The sequence below is a fragment of the Mycobacterium kiyosense genome (assembly GCA_021654635.1).
Lineage (GTDB): Bacteria > Actinomycetota > Actinomycetes > Mycobacteriales > Mycobacteriaceae > Mycobacterium > Mycobacterium kiyosense.
In genome coordinates, this window is record AP025179.1 from 5,199,440 (window position 1) to 5,218,184 (window position 18,745).

The 18,745-nt window shown below is 65.9% G+C and carries 15 protein-coding genes and 2 pseudogenes; all 17 read left to right on the forward strand.

The annotated features are described in order from the left end of the window. The 17 genes and pseudogenes from L6444_RS24390 to istB all read left to right on the forward strand — a co-directional run bounded on the left by L6444_RS24390 (position 1) and on the right by istB (position 18,734). Positions 1–924 carry a potassium-transporting ATPase subunit C gene (locus tag L6444_RS24390; RefSeq protein ID WP_236977736.1) on the forward strand — a complete coding sequence of 308 codons (924 nt, stop codon included), beginning with the start codon at positions 1–3 and terminating at the stop codon, positions 922–924. Between the two features lie 25 nt (positions 925–949). Further along, entirely contained in the window at positions 950–1,630 is a 681-nt protein-coding gene (locus tag L6444_RS24395; RefSeq protein WP_236984397.1) for a response regulator, read from the forward strand. A gap of 60 nt (positions 1,631–1,690) precedes the next feature. Next, a pseudogene (locus L6444_RS24400) lies at positions 1,691–4,237 on the forward strand (ATP-binding protein). Further along, entirely contained in the window at positions 4,234–4,914 is a 681-nt protein-coding gene (locus L6444_RS24405) for a response regulator (RefSeq protein ID WP_236977738.1), read from the forward strand. Before L6444_RS24400 ends, L6444_RS24405 begins: the two are co-directional and overlap by 4 nt. Before the next feature lie 187 nt (positions 4,915–5,101). After that, positions 5,102–5,968 (forward strand): MlaE family ABC transporter permease, encoded by an 867-nt coding sequence (locus tag L6444_RS24410; protein WP_370653009.1) that lies wholly within the window; start codon positions 5,102–5,104, stop codon positions 5,966–5,968. Between the two features lie 65 nt (positions 5,969–6,033). Continuing rightward, positions 6,034–6,829: pseudogene (locus tag L6444_RS24415) on the forward strand (ABC transporter permease). A gap of 2 nt (positions 6,830–6,831) precedes the next feature. Next, the gene (locus tag L6444_RS24420) at positions 6,832–8,388 is read left to right on the forward strand and encodes an MCE family protein (RefSeq protein ID WP_370653012.1); all 1,557 of its coding nucleotides are present in this window, start codon (positions 6,832–6,834) and stop codon (positions 8,386–8,388) included. Continuing rightward, positions 8,385–9,545: an MlaD family protein gene (locus tag L6444_RS24425; protein ID WP_236977740.1), complete on the forward strand. Its 1,161-nt coding sequence runs from the start codon at positions 8,385–8,387 to the stop codon at positions 9,543–9,545. The genes L6444_RS24420 and L6444_RS24425 overlap by 4 nt, the downstream gene beginning before the upstream one ends. Next, a complete protein-coding gene (locus L6444_RS24430) occupies positions 9,479–10,513 on the forward strand; it encodes an MCE family protein (RefSeq protein ID WP_459551878.1) in 1,035 nt (344 codons plus the stop codon). Before L6444_RS24425 ends, L6444_RS24430 begins: the two co-directional genes overlap by 67 nt. After that, on the forward strand, positions 10,510–11,628 hold the full coding sequence (locus L6444_RS24435; protein WP_236977742.1) for an MCE family protein: 1,119 nt from the start codon (positions 10,510–10,512) through the stop codon (positions 11,626–11,628). Before L6444_RS24430 ends, L6444_RS24435 begins: the two co-directional genes overlap by 4 nt. Beyond that, positions 11,625–12,740, forward strand: coding sequence for an MlaD family protein (locus L6444_RS24440; protein ID WP_236977744.1), 1,116 nt, complete (start codon positions 11,625–11,627; stop codon positions 12,738–12,740). Before L6444_RS24435 ends, L6444_RS24440 begins: the two co-directional genes overlap by 4 nt. Continuing rightward, positions 12,737–14,152, forward strand: coding sequence for an MlaD family protein (locus L6444_RS24445; RefSeq protein WP_459551879.1), 1,416 nt, complete (start codon positions 12,737–12,739; stop codon positions 14,150–14,152). The genes L6444_RS24440 and L6444_RS24445 overlap by 4 nt, the downstream gene beginning before the upstream one ends. Further along, on the forward strand, positions 14,074–14,811 hold the full coding sequence (locus L6444_RS24450; RefSeq protein WP_459551939.1) for an Mce protein: 738 nt from the start codon (positions 14,074–14,076) through the stop codon (positions 14,809–14,811). The genes L6444_RS24445 and L6444_RS24450 overlap by 79 nt, the downstream gene beginning before the upstream one ends. 14 nt (positions 14,812–14,825) lie before the next feature. Further along, entirely contained in the window at positions 14,826–15,539 is a 714-nt protein-coding gene (locus L6444_RS24455; protein WP_236977749.1) for a tetratricopeptide repeat protein, read from the forward strand. Further along, positions 15,536–16,042, forward strand: a complete 507-nt coding sequence (locus L6444_RS24460) for a hypothetical protein (protein WP_236977750.1) — start codon at positions 15,536–15,538, stop codon at positions 16,040–16,042. Before L6444_RS24455 ends, L6444_RS24460 begins: the two co-directional genes overlap by 4 nt. Before the next feature lie 128 nt (positions 16,043–16,170). Continuing rightward, positions 16,171–17,847 carry an IS21 family transposase gene (gene istA / locus L6444_RS24465; RefSeq protein ID WP_055578112.1) on the forward strand — a complete coding sequence of 559 codons (1,677 nt, stop codon included), beginning with the start codon at positions 16,171–16,173 and terminating at the stop codon, positions 17,845–17,847. Continuing rightward, positions 17,844–18,734: an IS21-like element helper ATPase IstB gene (istB, locus tag L6444_RS24470; protein ID WP_082275278.1), complete on the forward strand. Its 891-nt coding sequence runs from the start codon at positions 17,844–17,846 to the stop codon at positions 18,732–18,734. The genes istA and istB overlap by 4 nt, the downstream gene beginning before the upstream one ends. Positions 18,735–18,745 lie beyond the last annotated feature (11 nt).

An 18,745-nucleotide genomic window follows, 5' to 3' on the forward strand; every position in this document is an offset into this window, starting at 1 on the left:
ATGAAACTCGCCAATTTCGTCCGCCTGCACTGGGCCGCGTTACGCGCGCTGCTGGTGCTGACCGTGATCACCGGCCTGGGCTACCCGCTGTTCGTCTGGCTGGTCGCTCTGCTGCCGGGACTGCACGACAACGCCGAGGGTTCGATCCTGCGCGCCCACGGCACACCGGTCGGCAGCGAGCTGATCGGCCAGCAGTTCACCGACAAGGACGGCAACCCGCTGCCGCAGTACCTGCAGAGCCGCCCCTCTGCCGCGGGCGCCGGATATGATCCGCTCTCCTCGGGTGCAAGCAACCTGGGACCGGAGAGCATCGTCGACACACCCGCGGACCCCGCGCTGCTGGCGGCCGGAAAATCCGCATCCGACGCCGGGTTCAAACCCAGCCTGCTGACCCAGGTGTGCACGCGCAGTGCCGCGATAGGCCGGCTGGAAGGCGTGGACGGCTCCCGTCCGTTCTGCACCGGTGGCGGGGTGGGCGCGGTGCTGTCGGTGCTCGGTCCCCGCGACCAACGTGGCAACGTCGTGCATCCCACTCACGTCGTCAGCATCAACGAACCGTGCCAGACCACGACGGCGCCGTTTCAAACCATGTTCGAAGGTGTGCGGGTCGAGTGCGCCAAATACGGCGAGGACTACTCCACCGGCCAGATCGTTCCGATCCGCGGCGCCGCAGCCGCCAACCCGGCGGTACCCGCAGACGCGGTGACTGCCAGCGGCAGCGGCCTGGACCCGCACATCTCTCTGGCCTACGCAGACCTGCAGGCCGCACGGGTCGCCAAGGCACGCGGTATCAGCGCCGAACAGGTGCGTGCCGTGATCCGCGACAACCAGGAGGGCCGGGAACTCGGATTCCTGGGCGAGCCGGCGGTAAACGTCCTGCGAGTCAACCTCGAGCTGGACCGCAAGTACCCGGTAAGCCACTAGCCCGCCGACTCGGGCAATGACACCGTTGGTGAAGGTCTTGGTGGTCGACGTCGAACCACACCTGCTGCGGTCCCTGCGCAACGCGTTGGCCGGGCAGGGCTACCAGGTGGTCACCGCCGATTCCGGCGCCGCCGGTCTGCGTGCCGCGGTCACACACGACCCGGCCGTCGCGGTGCTGGATTTCGCGCTACCGGATATGCCCGGCGTGCAGATGCTGCGAAAGCTGCGGCGACGCACCACCGCACCGGTGCTGGTGTTGTCGGACCGCTCCAGACCAAGCGACAAAGTGCAGGCATTGGATGCCGGCGCAGACGATTACGTGACCAAACCCTTTGACATGGAAGAGTTTCTGGCCAGGTTGCGGGCCGCCATCCGACGCGCCAAGGTGGCCGATGCCGCCGAGCAGGTGGTCGAGACGGCCTCGTTCACCGTCGACCTGCGGGCCAAGAAGGTGTCCAGGGACGGAGCCGACATACACCTGACGCCCACCGAGTGGAACATCCTTGAGCTGTTGGCGCGCAACCGCGGCAGGCTTGTGCAGCGCGAGATGCTGCTGGACGCGGTTCGCGGACCTACCCACCCGACCGGAACCACCTACCTGCGGGTCTACCTCGCCCAGCTGCGGCGCAAGCTCGAACCCGACCCATCCCACCCCATCCACCTGGTCACCGAGGCGGGCATGGGATACCGCTTCGAGCAGCGATGACCCCGTCGCCGGTGCGAACCCGACGGCGGTTTCGCGGTCCGAACCAGCCCCGCGGGAGGGATGATGGTTGACGTGAGCGCCAGCGACCCCCGGGCCAAACGCGGCGAGCTGCGCATCTATCTCGGCGCGGCACCGGGGGTCGGCAAGACCTTCGCGATGCTCGGCGAGGCGCACCGGCGCCTGGAACGCGGCACCGACGTGGTGGCCGCCGTGGTCGAGACACACGGCCGGGCGAAAACCGCCGAAATGCTGCGCGGTATCGAGGTCATCCCGCCGCGCTACATCGAATACCGCGGTACCAGCTTCCCGGAACTGGATGTTCCCGCGGTGCTCGCCCGCCGTCCGCAGGTGGTCCTGGTCGACGAACTCGCGCACACCAACACCCCCGGTAGCAAGAACCCCAAGCGCTGGCAGGACGTCGAAGAGTTGCTCGACGCCGGCATCGCCGTGATCTCCACGGTCAACATTCAGCACCTGGAAAGCCTGAACGACGTTGTCGCCGAGATCACCGGCATCGAGCAGAAGGAAACCATCCCGGACTCCATCGTGCGCCAGGCCGCGCAGGTCGAGCTGATCGATATCACGCCGGAAGCCCTGCGGCGCAGGTTGTCCCACGGAAATGTGTACACGTCCGAACGCATCGACGCCGCGCTGTCCAACTATTTCCGCCGCGGAAACCTCACCGCCCTAAGGGAATTGGCGTTGCTATGGCTGGCCGACCAGGTCGACACCGCGTTGGCGAAATACCGGGCGGAGAACAAGATCACCGACATCTGGGAGGCGCGCGAGCGCGTCGTGGTGGCGGTTACGGGCGGTCCCGAGTCCGAGACGTTGGTGCGGCGCGCGTCGCGGATCGCCTCCAAGTCCAGCGCCGAATTGATGGTGGTGCATGTGCTGCGCGGCGACGGTCTGGTCGGCCTCTCCGAAGGCCGGATGGGCAAACTGCGCGAGCTGGCCAACAGTCTGGACGCCTCGCTGCATACCGTGCTCGGTGACGACGTGCCCTCGGCGCTGCTCGATTTCGCCCGACAGATCAACGCAACTCAGTTGGTGATCGGAACCTCGAGACGTCCCCGCTGGGCACGCATCTTCGACGAGGGCATCGGCCCATCCATCGTGGAGCACTCCGGCAAGATCGATGTGCATCTCGTCACGCACGAGGAGTCCCGGCGCGGGGTGCGCACCGCACCGATCGCACCGCCGACCCGGCGCGTCGCGTCCTGGCTGGCCGCCGTTGTCATCCCGTCGATGATCTGTGTGGTCACCGTCAGCGAACTGGACCGGTTCCTGAACAACGGCGGCGAGAGCGCCCTGTTCTTCATCGGGGTGCTGCTGGTAGGTCTGCTGGGAGGTGTTGCGCCGGCGATACTTTCGGCGGTCCTGTCCGGGTTGCTGCTGAATTACTTTCTCATCGCACCCCGGCACAGCTTCACCATCTCCGAACCCAACAGCGCGATCACCGAACTGGTGCTGCTGATGATCGCGGTGGCGGTGGCCGTTCTGGTCGACGGCGCGGCCAAACGCGCCCGCGAGGCCCGGCTGGCCTCGCAGGAAGCCGAGTTGTTGACGCTGTTCGCCGGTTCGGTGCTGCGCGGTGCGGATCCTCAGACGTTATTGGAGCGGGTGCGTGAGACATATGCGCAGCGCGCGGTCGCCATGTTGCGCGAGCAGGGCGGCCAGAGCCGGGTCGTCGCGGCGGTCGGTGAGAATCCCTGTACCACAGTCGATTCCGCCGACACCGCGATCGAGGTGGGCGACGACGAATTCTGGATGCTGCTGGCCGGCCGCAAACTCTCGGTGCGAGATCGGCGGGTGCTCGGTGCGGTCGCCAAACAGGCCGCCGGCCTGGTCCGGCAGCGCGAACTCACCGAAGAGGCCAGCCGCGCCGAGGCCATCGTGCGCGCCGACGACCTCAGGCGATCCCTGCTGTCGGCCGTGAGCCACGATCTGCGCACCCCCCCCTGGCGGCGGCCAAGGTCGCGGTGTCCAGCCTGCGCGCCGGTGATGTCGCCTTCTCCCCCCGAGGACACCGCCGAATTGCTGGCCACCATCGAGGAATCCATCGACCAGCTCACCGCCCTGGTGGGCAACCTGCTCGACTCGTCGCGACTGGCCGCCGGCGTGGTGCGCCCCGACCTGAACCGCGTGTATCTGGAAGAGGTGGTACAGCGTGCGCTGGTCAGCATCAGCAGGGGCGCAACCGGATTCGTCCGATCCGCGATCGACCGCGTCAAGGTCGACGTCGGCGACGCGGTGGTGCTGGCCGACGCCGGGTTGCTGGAGCGCGTGCTGGCCAACCTGATCGACAACGCGCTGCGCTACGCGCCGGGCTCCGTGGTCCGGGTCAACGCCGGTCGGGTCGGGGATCGAGTGCTCATCAACGTCATCGACGAGGGCCCGGGCATCCCGCCGGGCACCGAAGAGGAGATCTTCGGCGCCTTTCAGCGCCTCGGCGATCACGACAACAGCACCGGGGTGGGCCTGGGCATGTCGGTGGCACGCGGCTTCGTCGAGGCCATGGGCGGCGTGATCGCTGCCGGCGACACCCCGGGCGGCGGGCTGACGGTGACGGTGGATCTACCTGCGCCGCCGAAGGACGTCCGTTGACTCGCGTACTGGTGATCGACGACGAACCGCACATCCTGCGTGCGCTGCGGATCAACCTGTCGGTGCGCGGCTACGAGGTGGTGACCGCGTCGACCGGCGCCGGAGCGTTGCGCGCCGCCGCCGAACATCCCCCGGACGTGGTGATCCTGGACCTCGGCTTGCCCGACATCTCAGGCATCGAAGTGCTGGGCGGGTTGCGCGGCTGGCTCAGCGCACCTGTCATCGTGCTGTCGGCGCGCACCGACGCGTCGGACAAGGTGCAGGCTCTGGACGCCGGAGCCGACGACTACGTCACCAAACCCTTCGGGATGGACGAATTCCTGGCCCGGCTTCGGGCGGCGGTGCGCCGCAGCACCACCGCGTTGGAGGTGGAGCAGCCGGTCGTCGAAACGGATTCGTTCACAGTGGATCTGGCCGCCAAGAAGGTGACCAAGAACGGCGCCGAGGTGCATCTCACGCCCACCGAGTGGGGCATGCTCGACGTGCTGGTGCGCAATCGGGGCAAGCTGGTGGGCCGCGAGGAGTTGCTCAAGGAGGTGTGGGGTCCGGCGTATGCGACCGAAACCCATTATCTGCGTGTGTATTTGGCGCAACTGCGGCGCAAGCTCGAGGACGATCCGTCCCATCCCAAGCATCTGCTGACCGAGTCCGGGATGGGCTACCGGTTCGAGGCGTGAGCCGCCCGCATCGTCACACGCCGGAAAGGCTGAGCGGATCCCTGCGATCAGCCGCCGTGCGACGCCCGAGTTCGACGCCGCCATGGTCCGGCAAACTCCTGCCGCAAAATGCTGGCCGCAAGCTGGCCCGACTGCTATGGTCTGCACGCAAGTTAATCCTGGTTCCACCTGGTCGGGGGGAGGTGACTTGACCGCTGCCGTCGATCCGCCCGCGCGAGCTGTCGAGCGTTCGGCCATCGGCGAAGTCATCGACTGGTTTCGCCGCTATGTGCGCAATCACCCGCTCTTATCGCTGAACACAGTCGGTAAGCAGTTCGTGCTGGGGGTGCGGGCCATCCAGTACCTGTTCGTCGGCCTGGTGACCCGTAAGTTCATGTTCGGGGAGTTCATCGAGCAGACCTGGTTCATGACCAGCACGGCGTTCACCCCCACCGTTTTGGTGACCATCCCGATCGGCGTCACCTTGTCCATCCAGTTCAGTTTGCTGGCCGGACAGGTCGGCGCCGCCTCGCTGTCCGGCGCCGCCGATGGGCTGGTGATCATCCGGCAGGGGGCGCCGCTGGTGGCGGCGCTGATCATGGCGGCGGCGGTGGGCTCGGCGGTCTGCGCGGACCTGGGCGCCCGGACAATGCGCGAGGAAATCGCGGCGATGGAGGTGATGGGAGTCTCCCCGCTGCAGCGCATGGTGGTTCCCCGACTGGCGGCGGTCATCCTGATCGGGATTGCGTTGACGGGTACGACGATGTTTGTCGGCTACCTCGCGGGCTACGTGTTCAACGTTTATATGCAGAACGGCGCTCCGGGATCGTTCATCGCCACGTTCTCCTCGTTCGCCACCGTCGACGACCTGGTGTTGGCAATGTTGAAAGCGGTGGTCTACGGCGTGATCGTGGCGATCGTGGCCTGTGAGAAGGGCCTCGATACGCGCGGCGGCCCCGCCGGCGTGGCGAACTCGGTGAACGCAGCGGTGGTCGAATCCGTGCTGCTGCTGATGATCGTCAACGTGCTGATGAGCCAAATGTGGCTGCTCATCTTCCCGCGGCAGACCATCTAACATGGCTGCCCCCGCGGCGTTCAAAAAATCCGAGCCGTGTTCAGCTGATCAAGGCTGCCGGCGCCATGGGCCATGGGGTGGGCCGGGCCGGCCACATGGTTTATTTCTTCGGCAAGATCGTCGCCTCGATCCCGGGCATGCTGCGCGACTTCCGGCGGGAAATGCTGCGACTGCTGGCCGACATCTCCTGGGGGGAACGGATCGATCGTCGTCGGCGGCGGCACCGTCAACGTCGCAGCGGTACTGGGGATCACGGCCGGCGCGCTGGTGGCCGTCGAGGGCTACAACGCGCTGAATCTGCTGGGCCTCGGCCCGGCGACGGGCCTGATCTCGTCGTTCGCCACGACGCGCGAACTGGCGCCGGTGATGATCGCGATGGCGTTCATCGCCCAGGCGGGATGCCGGTTCACCGCGCAACTGGGCGCGATGCGAATCAACGACGAAATCGACGCACTCGAGGTGCTCGGCATCAATTCCGTGGCCTACCTGGTGGTCACCCGGGTCACGGCGTCCGTCATCGCGGTCATCCCGTTATTCCTGACCGCCCTGGGTTTGACCTACTTGACCAGCCAGCTGGTCAGCATGGCCAACGGTCAGGCCCCCGGGTCGTATCTGCATTATTTCTCCGTGGGCCTCAGCGGCCGCGATGTGGTGTACGCGACCATCAAGGCCGTAATTTTCGTCTTCATCTCCTCGACGATGCAGTGCTATTACGGCTTTTTCGCCAGCGGCGGTCCCGCCGGGGTCGGGATAGCCGCGGGGCGGGCCATGCGATCGAGTCTGACCGTCGTGATCATCGCGAACATGCTGCTGACCATGGCGCTGTGGGGTGTTGAGTCCGGGGCGAGGTTCGGCGGGTAGCGATGCCGAATTCATACGATTTCGACCCCCGCAGCCCGTCCAACCGGAGCCTTGTCTTCGTGGGCGTGTGTTTGACGATTGTCACGCTCCTGATCGCGGCGGCCATGGTCGCCAAATCGAAAGGCACATTCGACAAACTGGTGCGCGTCAACATCGAGTTGGTCAATATCGGCGACGGTCTGCCGGAGCGTTCGGATGTGAAGTTCCGCGGGGTGCTGGTCGGGATGGTGTCCAGCATTTCCCCGTCCCGCAACGGACAGCCCAATATCGTCCATGTCGACCTGAAGCCCGGATACGCCGCCGGGATCCCCAACACCGTCACCGCACGGGTGGTGCCGGCCAACCTGTTCGCGGTGTCGGCGGTGCAATTGATCGACAACGGGAAGGGCTCGGCATCGCTGCGCAACGGCTCGGTGGTGCGCGAGGACAAGTCACTGCCCACGGTGTTGTTCCAGAACGTCTTGGCAAAACTCCACGACCTGCTGTTCGACGTCGCGCGCGATCGCAACGACCACACCATCGGGGTTCTGGAAGCACTCAGTGAGGCGACCCGCGGCCGCGGCCAGCAGCTGACCGACGCCGGACGCGACCTGAACCAGATTCTGGCGGAGCTGAACACGGTGGTCAGCGCCGATGCCAGCGGGCCGTCCACGCTGTCGGCGCTGACCGCGGCCGCGGCAGGCCTGCGCCGTGCCTCGCCCGAACTCTTCGACGCGCTGGACAGCTCGATTCGGCCGATGCGGACCTTCGCCGAGAAGCGGGTGCAATTGACCGATTTCCTGTCCGGGGGTCTGGGCACCGTCGGCACACTGGGCGATTCCTTCGATCATCAGACCGACCGGCTGATCACCATCAGCACCGAGCTGACACCTGCCCTCGGTGTGCTCGGCGAGCACGCCCGCGACTTCCACGGCATAGCCACCCGGATGAAGGTGTTCGCGAACAAGCTGTACGACGAAGGCTGGGATCCGGACGGCAACCGGCTGACCATCAAGGCCGTCGTCGCGCTCACCCCGAGCCGGCGCTACGTCCGCGCCGACTGCCCCCGTTACGGGGCGCTGGCCGGCCCCAGCTGCCAGACCGCGCCGGAAGTCCCGACGGCTCCGGACCTGTCTCCGGCGTTGGGGTCGCAGGGCGTTACTCTCCCGCCCGGGGTGACCGAGAACCGCCCCAACGTGACCCCGCCGCGACACTCCATGCCGGACGATCCGCAAGGGCCGGTGCCACCTGCACCGGGACCCCGTCAGTTACCGCCCTTCCCACCCGGTTCCGCACAGTTGGGCGGCGGTCCCGGGTCGCCGGCCACCGAAGCCCCGGCCGCCCCAGCCGCCCCCGGCGTCCCGGCCGCCCCGGCGCCGGGATTTCCCGCGGAAGGGGCGATGCTGCCGGGCGCGGTCATCGGCGGCAATGTCGGTCCGGTCGGCAGCCACGAAGAGAAGGATCAACTCGGCCGCATCGTGGGCGGCGGACCGGCGAATTCGACCGTCGTGCTGTTGTTGGGCCCGGTGGCGCGCGACTCGACCGTCCACATCACGTCGGATCTGCGAGGCGGCCAATGAGTTACCGCAAGCCATTCATCGGAACCGTGATCTTCCTGATCTTCGCCGTGACCGTCACCTGGATGGTGTTCGGCACCATGCGGCGCGAGGTCTCCGGTGAAACGAACACCTACTCGGCGATTTTCACCGATGTCTCCGGACTGAAAGTCGGCGATGACGTCCGGGTGGCCGGGGTCCGGGTCGGCCGAGTGGACAAGCTCGACCTGCTGGACGGCAACCTGGCCAAGGTCACCTTCCGGGTGCAGCGCAACCAGGTCCTGTATTCCGACACGATCGCGTCGGTGACTTACCAGAACATCATCGGACAGCGCTACCTGGGGCTGTCGCCCGGTCCGGGCAGTAACCACCTGCCGCTGAAGGACGGCGGCCAGATACCCCGGGAGCGCACCAACCCGTCGCTCAACATCACCTACGTGCTCAACGGGTTCGAGCCGCTGTTCACCCAGTTGGATCCTCAGCAGGTGGACAACCTGACCAACGCCATCATCCAAGCGTTCCAGGGGGATTCCAGCTCGATTCTGGTGTTGACCACCCAGACCTCGACGCTGGCCGAAACACTGGCCGGACCCGATGAGGTCCTCGGTGATCTGATCGGCAACCTCAACACTCTCACGGACAGTCTGGCCGCACAGAACACCAACCTGCAGACGATGATCCGCGAATCCCGCGGTGTGATGGCGGAATTGGCGGCCCGCCGCCAGGAACTGGTCGTATCAGTGGGATCGGTCAATTTCACGGTTGGCCGGCTGGCGACGATCGTCAACAACATCACCCCCCGACTTGCAGCAATTCGTCAGCCGCGAACCCGGTCTACTCGATTACGGCCTGCACGAAGGGCATCAGCGGTTGTCCTACATGGCAGCCAACATCCCTGCCATGCTCAAGGCGCTCGCCCGCGGCACCCAGGCGGGCAGCTACATCAACGGCTACGCGTGCGACATCGACTTCAGCCTGTGGCGCGGCCTGTTCCACTGGTTCCGCGCGTTCGTAGCGTCGGCCACCCCGGGCGATGGCGTCACCCCGGGTTACCTCAACAAGATCAAGCACTCACCGGTATGCAGGTAACCGCGATGTTCAACCGACCTCAGCTGTGCGCAAGCTACTCAAACGACTCAAGCGACCCATCGAGTCCTACAACAAGACCTGGCTGGGAATGATCGGGCTAACCGTCATCGCTCTGCTGCTGGGCGGGGTGGTGTTGTTCGGCAGCCTCAATGTGGGCACGACCCGCTACCAAGGTGAGTTCGCCCAGTCCGCTCAGATCAACAAGGGCAACCAGGTCACCATCGCAGGTATCCAGGTCGGCACCGTCGAGGGCGTCAAACTCGCCGGCGACCACGTGGTGGTCACGTTCAACGTCAAAAACGGCACACATCTGGGTGCCGACACGCAGGCCAGCATCAATATGACCACCATCCTGGGGTCGCGCTACCTCGCCCTGACCCCGGCCGGCAGCGGCGAGCTGAAGGACCGAACCATCAGGTTGGCCAACACCGAAGTTCCCTTCGATCTGCAACGGACCCTCGCCGGCGCCACCAGCACCTTCGAAGCCGTGGACGCCGACCGCGTCGTCGAATCGGTGCGATCGCTCACCCAGAACCTGCAGGGACTGCCCGACGCCCTACCGGAGGCGCTGGAAAACCTGCAGTCGCTGGCCACCGTCATCTCCGATCGGCGCGATCAACTGGGCACCCTGCTGTCCAACACCGAGACGCTGACGACGATGCTGCGAAACCAAAAGGCCGATCTCGGGGTGCTGGTGCTGCAGGGCCGTGACCTGCTGGCCGAAATCGCCACGCGGCGTGCGGCCGTGCAGCGACTGTTCGCCAGCGCCACCACACTCGTCGACCGGGCAAAGACGATCCTGGCCGACGAACCGGAACTCAACAAGCTGCTCGCCAATGCGCGGGAGTTCACCGCGATGATCAACAGCCACGACGCCCTGGTCCGCAACATCTTGCAGTCGATGCCGATCACCGTCCGCAACCTGGCCAACACCACCGGCAACGGCAACTACCTCGACCTCAATCTCCCAGCCGGTGTGCTCGTCGACTCCTGGATGTGCGCGATCAGCGGGCGGGCGAGACAGTTCAACCTGGTCGAGTACTTCAAGGACTGCCAATGAGCCGCCGGGTCAAGATCATCGTCGCCGCCACGGTGGCTGCCGTGGTGCTCGTCGGCGCCCTGGCGATCGCTGTGATTCCGCGCCTGACGCACCCGAAGATGAAGGTGACCGCACACTTCGAAGACACCGTCGGGTTATACGTCGGCAACGACGTCTCGGTCTTGGGTATGGCGGTGGGCAAGGTGACCGGCATCGCGGCCAAGGACAGCTACGTGCAGGTCGAGCTGGAGATCGATCCGAGCATTGACATTCCGGCCGACGTGCAGGCTGTGACGCTGTCGAACTCGCTGCTGACCGACCGCCATGTCGAGCTCACGCCGCCCTACCGGGGCGGGCCGAAGCTGAAGAACGGCGACGTGCTGGGTCTGGGGCGCACCCGAACCCCGGTCGAAATCGACCGGACACTCGCGATGATCGACAAACTGGGCAAGGCGCTGCGCGCTGATGACAACGGTCAGGGTGCGCTCGGGGACCTGGTCAACCTCGGATCCCAGATCACCTCCGGCAACGGGGCCAACATCAAAGCCACCCTCGCGAAGTTGTCACAGGCGCTGCGGGTGGGCAGCGACAAGGGTGCGCACAGCAAGAAAGACATTCAGGCGATCGTCAACAGCATTTCCGACTTGGCTCAAGCGGCGGCCAAGAACGATGCCGCAATTCGCGAATTCGGATCCAACCTGCACCAACTCAGCTCGATTCTGGCCGACGAGAGCCTCGGCTCGGGCACCACCGGGGCGAAGCTCAACGAGATCCTCGCCGAAGCCGCCCGACTGCTCGAGGGACACCGCGAAGAGCTCACGCACACGTTCGCCGACCTGCGGGCCATCACCGGGACGATCGACGATAACCAGCGGGAGCTGGCGGAAACCCTCGATGTCGCGCCGCTGACCGTCGACAACCTCTACAACATCCTCGACCCCGTCGCCGGCAGCGCCCGCGTGCACGTGCTGGCCGACAAGCTGGTACTCAACGGTCAGTTCGGTAAAGAGCTCTGCAACCTGCTGGGGCTCAAACAGCTGGGCTGCGCCACCGGAACGCTGCGAGATTACGCACCGGATTTCGGCCTGGGCAAAATGCTCGACCTGATGGGCGACGGGATCAGTGGTACGCCATGAAATACGCACTGGGAGTTCGCCGCGGCTGCCGATTTGGCCTACTTTTCGTGCTGGTCACGCTGTTGGCCGGGTGCGGCCTCGATCTGTCTGCACTGCCATTGCCCGCCCCGACGGGTCGCGGCAGCAGCTATCGACTGACGGTGGTCTTCTCCAACGCGCTGAACTTGCCGGCCAAGGCGAAGGTGCGGCTGTTGGGGGCCGATGTCGGCGAAGTCGAATCAATCGACGCCCAGGACTTCACCGCGCGGGTGCGCGCGCGAATCCACGCCGACGTCCCCCTGTATGTCGGCGCCACCGCCGAACTGCGCCAGGCCACCCCGCTCGGCGACGTGTTCCTGCAGATCAGGCCCGGCCCGGACCAGGGGGCAACCGCCGCCCGGCTACGCGACGGCGACACCATCGGACTGACGTCCACCAGCGCCGCCCCGACGGTGGAAGACCTGCTCACTTCGATGGCGCTGCTGGTCAACGGGGGCTCGGCCCGGCACCTGATGGCGATCGCCAACGGCGCGGGCAGGGCCGTGGGCGGCCGCGGCGAGAAGGTCCGCCTGCTGCTGGACGAGAGCAAGACGCTGCTGTCCCGGCTGACGGCACGCTCGGCTCAGCTCGATACCGCGCTACGCCGGACATCCGAGCTGGCGGCCACCGTGTCAGCGCGCCGGCCGACCATCGACGCGTCGCTGGTCGCCGGTGCGCCGGCGCTGGCCGTCATCGCCGACAACACCACGCGGATAGCCGACCTGGCCGACGGCATGGCACGCATCACCCGCCAGCTGTCCCGGTTCCCGTCCATCCAGGGCACTGACACGCGCAGCACGGTCGCCGACCTGAACGCCCTGGCAGGCTCCTTCAACGACATCGCCATCGACCCGAATCTGTCGTTGTATCCATTCAACCGGCTGATCGGGGTGTTGATGCACTCCTTCAACTCGCCTGCGCTACACGTCGACGCCCAGATCGCGAAGCTGGCGTTGGCGCCTTGGCCCGATCTGAACTATCCCGGTGATCCCGGCTTCCATTGGTCCGACGGCACCGACTGGCACCTGATGATCGGCAGCATTCGGTACGAGTGGAACCTGTTGTTGGACAAGATCTATGGGTCGCAGCGATGACCGCGTCGCCCAACCCGGTGGAATGGTCCGCTCGACACGGGGTCGACCTGATCAAAGCGGTGGCCAACCGCCGCATCGTGATGTCCGTCATCGGTCTCGCGGTGATCACCGTGATCGCCCTTGCCTACATCACGCTAGGCAGCTTGGGGGTCAACCCGGTCAGCAGGAAGATGTCTGTGCGGGTGTCGCTGCGGGAGTCCGGCGGTCTGCTCGTCAACCAGGACGTCACCCTGCGCGGCATCCCGATCGGCCGCGTAACCGCGATCAACCTCACCGAACACGGGGTGGAGGCGGTGGTGTCCCTCGACCGCGCCACCCGAATCCCGCGGGATACCCGGGTGCGGGTATCGGGCCTGTCGGCCGCAGGTGAGCAATACCTGGACTTCCGCCCCGAACACGGTGGCGGACCGTATCTGACCGACGGCACGTTGATCGGCGAAGGGCAGACCACGATCCCGGTGTCGCTGCCGCACATCATCGACGACAGCCGCGGCGCGCTGGCCCAACTGAACACCACGCAGCTCCGGGCTCTCTTCGGCGAACTGCGGGTCAGCCCCGACGGGCCGAAGAAGCTGGCGGCGATCTTCGACGGCTCCATCTTCTTGTCGTCCACCCTCGGCGGCGTGCTCCCGCAGACCGTCAGCCTGTTACGCAACACCCAGACGGTGTTCGGCACCTTCGGCGACGTTTCGCCGGGTCTGCGGGGAACGTCGGTCGACCTGCAAAACGTCCTGGGCGGCGTGAACAAGATGGATGGCGGGTTCCGGACGCTCGTCGACCGGGGAGCATCCCAACTGGCCGACGTCGACAACCTGATCGGCGACAACCGCCAGAACGTAGTTCAGTTGCTGGGCAACCTGACCACTCTTTCGCAGTTGCTCTACGTCCGAGTCCCCGCGCTGCAGGATCTGTGGCGCCCCGACCACGAGTCCCTGCTCGAGCGGCTCACCAGCGTTGCGCACGACAACGGGCTCTGGCTGATCGGGGACATCTACCCCAAAGCAGCTGCGACTACAACCTGCCCGCCGGGGTGCTGTCGCTACCCGACTTCCCCGAACCGTACCGCTACACGTACTGCAACAACCCCGACCCGTCGGTGCTGGTCCGGGGCGCCCGCAACGCGCCCCGCCCGCCCGGTGACGACACCGCCGGGCCGCCGCCGGGATACGACCCGAACGCAACGACCGACGCCACACCCGTGTACCCGCCGTACACCTTGCCCACCACATTCGGGGGGCCGGCCATGCCGCCCTGGATACCGAACTAGAGCCCACCTGGAGCCGCGGTGCGTAAGCAAACCTCAACCAAAAGCGTTTTCCACCAGCTCGCCGAGCTGGACGATCCGGCCGGGCCGGTCGATCTCGCTGAGCCGGACGATCGGGACGATCCGGACAGCACATCACCCGCCGTAGCGGCCGCCGCGGACGCTGACGCCGCTGACGACGCTGAGGCCACCGAGGACGTTGCCGACGCCGACGACGCCCAGGCGTGCGAAGCCGACGGCGCCGAGGAAACCGAGGAAACCGACGGCGCCGACAAAGCCGAGGAAGCCGATCAGACCGGCGAAACCGCCGGCACCAAGCCGCCCGGACGTCGGCGCCGGCGCGTCGTCGCCGTCATGGTCGGCGCCCTGCTGGTCGCGGCCCTGGGGTGCGCGGGATATCTGGGCTGGCGGGTCAAGCAGATCGACGAGACCACCGCGGCCGGTCAGGCGGCGATGGAGGCCGCGCGCAACTACGCCGTCATCTTGACCACTCTCGACTCGAAAGACATCGACAAGAACTACCGACAGGCACTCGACGGGGCCACCGGGGAATTCAAGGACCAATACAGCCAGGGGTCCGCGCAGCTGCGTCAGATCCTGATCGACAACGGCGCGGCGGGCAAAGGCATCGTCGTCGACTCGGCGATCAAGTCGGCGACCAAGACCAAAGTCGAGGTGCTGCTTTTCGTCGACCAATCGGTCACCAACGCCGTGCGTCCCAGCCCGCGCATCGACCGCAACCGGGTCATGATGACCATGCAGCTCGTTGACGGTCGCTGGCTGGCCAGCAAAGTCGAAATCATCTAGCAAACAGCGAAGGTATGAGATCTGTGGAAATTACGGTGCAGACCGGCGTTGCCGAACTGGGCGACGAAGAATCGGCCCAGGAACCCTCGTCCGGACCCTCGGCCGACGCCGACGCCGACGACGACGAAGAGCAGGACGACGAGAACGACCAGTCCCAAGGTCCCGGCGGTGAGCAGGAAAAGGCAAGTAAGCGCCGCCCATGGCGGCGCGCCGCCGCGGCCCTGGCCACTCCGCGGCGCTGGATCAGATCAGCGATTCGATGGGTTGCCGCGGTGCTGTTGGGGGCCGTCCTGGCCGCGGCCGGCTACGCGGGCTGGCTGCTGTATCAGCAACACCAAACCGACATCGACGCCAGGCAGGCCCTCGACGCGGCAAAGCAGTACGCCGTCACACTCACCAGCACCGACCCCAACGCGGTCGACACGAATTTCAACGACATCCTCAACGGCGCAACCGGAGAGTTCAAAGATCAATACACCAAGGCCGGTTCGCTGCTGCGCAAGGCGATGATCGACAACAAGGTTGCTACGCACGGCACCGTGTTGGACTCGGCGGTCAAATCCGCGAGTCCGCACCGGGTTGAGGTGCTGCTATTCGTCGAGCAGTCGGTCACCAACTCCTCGACCCCCCAACCGGGAGTCGAGGTGAACGCCATCGCGATCACCATGGAGAAGGTGGGCGGCCGCTGGCTGGCCAGCAAGGTCGTCTTACCGGGACAACGCCGGTGAGCGGCATGAAGCTGGTGATGGCGGGCCTGGGAGCCCTGGCGGCGGTGGCGTCGGTGGCGACCCTGGTGACCGCGCCTGCGGCAACGGCGGCCGCCGACCAGTTCTGCTCCGAGCTAGCTGCGACCTGGGACGGGGCACGGTGTACGACCGTGGTCACCTCGCAACTCAAAGCCGAGCGGTTGATCTCCTTCGACTTGCCGGAGCCGATGCTGGACAACCCCACCTCAGGTCCGGCCGTCCGGGGCTTCTACCACAAACTCATGGACGGTTGGCGTCACAGCGGTGCGGAAGCACCGCGGGACAGCCGCGCGAGCGCCGATTACCAGCTTTACGCCGGGCCGGGGGCGGTGCAGTCGTTGATCGTTCACGAGGTGTTGGAGCCGTTCGGACTTCAGGCCAACAACGCCTACCGGTCGTTCGTGTTCGATATGGCCCAGGGACGCCGGCTCATGATTGCCGACCTGTTCAAGCCGGGCGTCGACCCGTTGGCTATGACAGTTTGATTCAGGACCGGTGTGACGGCCTGATTCAGGACCACCTTCTTTCAGACCGGTGTGTTGTGACGGTTTGATTCAGGACCACCCTCGACGGTTGGCGTGTCGATTATTGGCTCGCTGTCGGAGGGTTCCGGATGGGAAGTCGTGTGGAGCTGTTCGCCCAGATACGTAGGGACGCCCGGGTCGAGGGTTTGGGTATTCGGGCGCTTGCTCGTAAGTACAAGGTTGGCCGGGATACGGTCCGGCACGCGTTGGCGAATCCGGAGCCGCCGAGGCGGAAGACACCGGTGCGGGAGTCGCCGAAACTGGGCCCGCTCAAACCTGCGATTGATGCGATGCTGCGGACCGATCTGGATGCGCCCCGCAAGCAACGCCACACTGCGACAAGGATTTGCAATCGTCTGGCCGATGAACACGGCGTTGAGGATGTGTCGTATTCGTCGGTGCGTGACTATGTCCGGGTCCGTCGTGCGGAGATCATCGCCGAGTCCGGTAAGCAGGCGCAGGAAGCGTTCGTGCCGCAGGAACACCCGCCCGGCGCTGAAGCTGAGGTTGATTTCGGCGAGGTTCACGTCATCCTCGCTGGTGTCAGAACCCGCTGCTACATGTTCGTTTTCCGAATGTCGATGTCCGGCAAGGCAGTCCATCGGGTGTATGCGACTCAGTCGCAGGAGGCGTTCCTCGAAGGCCACATCGAAGCATTCGACGTGATCGGCGGCATCCCGGTGCGCCATATCCGCTACGACAACTTGAAGTCTGCGGTCACCTCGGTGGTGTTCGGCCGCGGTCGGGGCAGGGTCGAGAACGACCGGTGGGTGCTGTTCAGATCGTTCTACGGGTTCGACCCGTTCTACTGCCAGCCGGGAGTGAAAGGCGCCCACGAGAAAGGCGGAGTCGAGGGCGAGATCGGACGTTTCCGCCGCACCTGGCTCACGCCCATGCCGGAAGTGGACTCGCTGTCAGAGCTCAACGACTACATCCGCCGCTGCGAAGCACGTGAGGATCATCGGCGGGTCACCGGCCGGCTGCACACCGTGGGCCAGGACTTCCAGACCGAACGAGAACATCTCGCCGCTCTGCCTGCCGAGCGGTTCGACCCGGGGCTGGTGCTGCATCCACGGGTGGACCGGTCGGCGCTGATCACGGCGCGGTCGGCGAAGTACTCGGTTCCCGCCCGGTTGATCGGACGCAAAGTCAGGGTGTCGCTGCGGGCCTCGGAGTTGGTCGTCTTCGACGGCCGCACTATCGCCGCACGCCATGAACGCGTCACGACCCGCAACGGGCAATCGATCAACCTCGACCACTATCTGGAGGTGTTGCACTGCAAACCCGGCGCGTTGCCCGGCTCCACCGCGCTTGCTCAGGCCCGCGCCGCCGGCACTTTCACCGCAGCGCACGAGGCGTTCTGGCAGCAGGCCCGCCGCGTCGACGGCGATGCTGGCGGGACTCGCTCGCTAATCGACGTGCTGCTGCTGCACCGCAGCATGCGCGCTACCGATGTGATCGCCGGGATCCACGCCGCCCTGTCGGTCGGTGCCGTTTCAGCGGATGTGGTCGCGGTCGAAGCACGCCTGCATGCCGCCGGTGGTGGTCTCGAATCAGACCGTCACGCCGGTAACCATGCCAATACCGTCGATTACCGGGTCGTCAGTCTGACCCAGCGCCGCCTGGCTGATCCAGCGACCGTGATCGCCGGCCTGCCACCCGACACCCGGCCGCTGCCTGACGTCGCGGCCTACGACGAGCTGCTCCAACGCAGACCCCCAACACCGCCACCCGGTGACGGAATGGAAGGAACGACTGGATCATGAGCACGGCCACGAAAGTCACCAACACCCTGCGCCGCCAACGCGGGATGACCCCACAAGCGGCCCAAGCCGCCGTCGATTCCGCATGCCGACGCCTGCGGTTGCCGACCGTGCGTGCGGTGATCGACGAAGCAGTGAAAGTCGCCGAGCGTGAACAGCTCACCTACCACGGCTTCCTCGCCGAACTGCTCCTGGCCGAATGCGATGACCGGGACCGCCGATCCACCTTGCGGCGAGTCGCAGCGGCCGGGTTTCCACGTCAGAAATGGTTGGGCGACTTCGATTTCGACGCCAACCCAAACATCAACGCCGCCACCGTACATACCGTCGCCCAAGGCGATTGGATACGCCGAGGCGACCCGCTCTGCCTGATCGGCGACTCGGGCACCGGCAAGTCCCACCTGCTCATTGGTGTGGGCACCGCCGCCGCCGAGCAAGGCTTCCGCGTCCGCTACACACTGGCGACCAAACTGGTCAACGAACTCGTCGAGGCCGCCGATGAAAAGCAACTCGCCCGCACGATCGCCCGCTACGGCCGCGTCGATCTTTTATGTATCGACGAACTCGGCTACATGGAACTCGACCGCCGGGGCGCGGAGTTGCTGTTCCAAGTACTCACTGAACGCGAGGAAAAGGCGTCAGTAGCCATCGCATCCAACGAGAGTTTCTCCGGCTGGACCAAAACCTTCACCGACCCCCGACTCTGCGCCGCGATCGTCGACCGACTCACCTTCCACGGCACCATCATCGAAACCGGCACCACCTCATACCGGCTCAGCCATACCCGCGGTAGCAGCTCGCGATCACAGCCTACGAAGACGCCTGAGCCACCACCTCCTCGCCGAGGTGGTCCCGAATCAAGCCGTCACAGTGGTCCTGAGTCAGGTTGACATAGAGAACC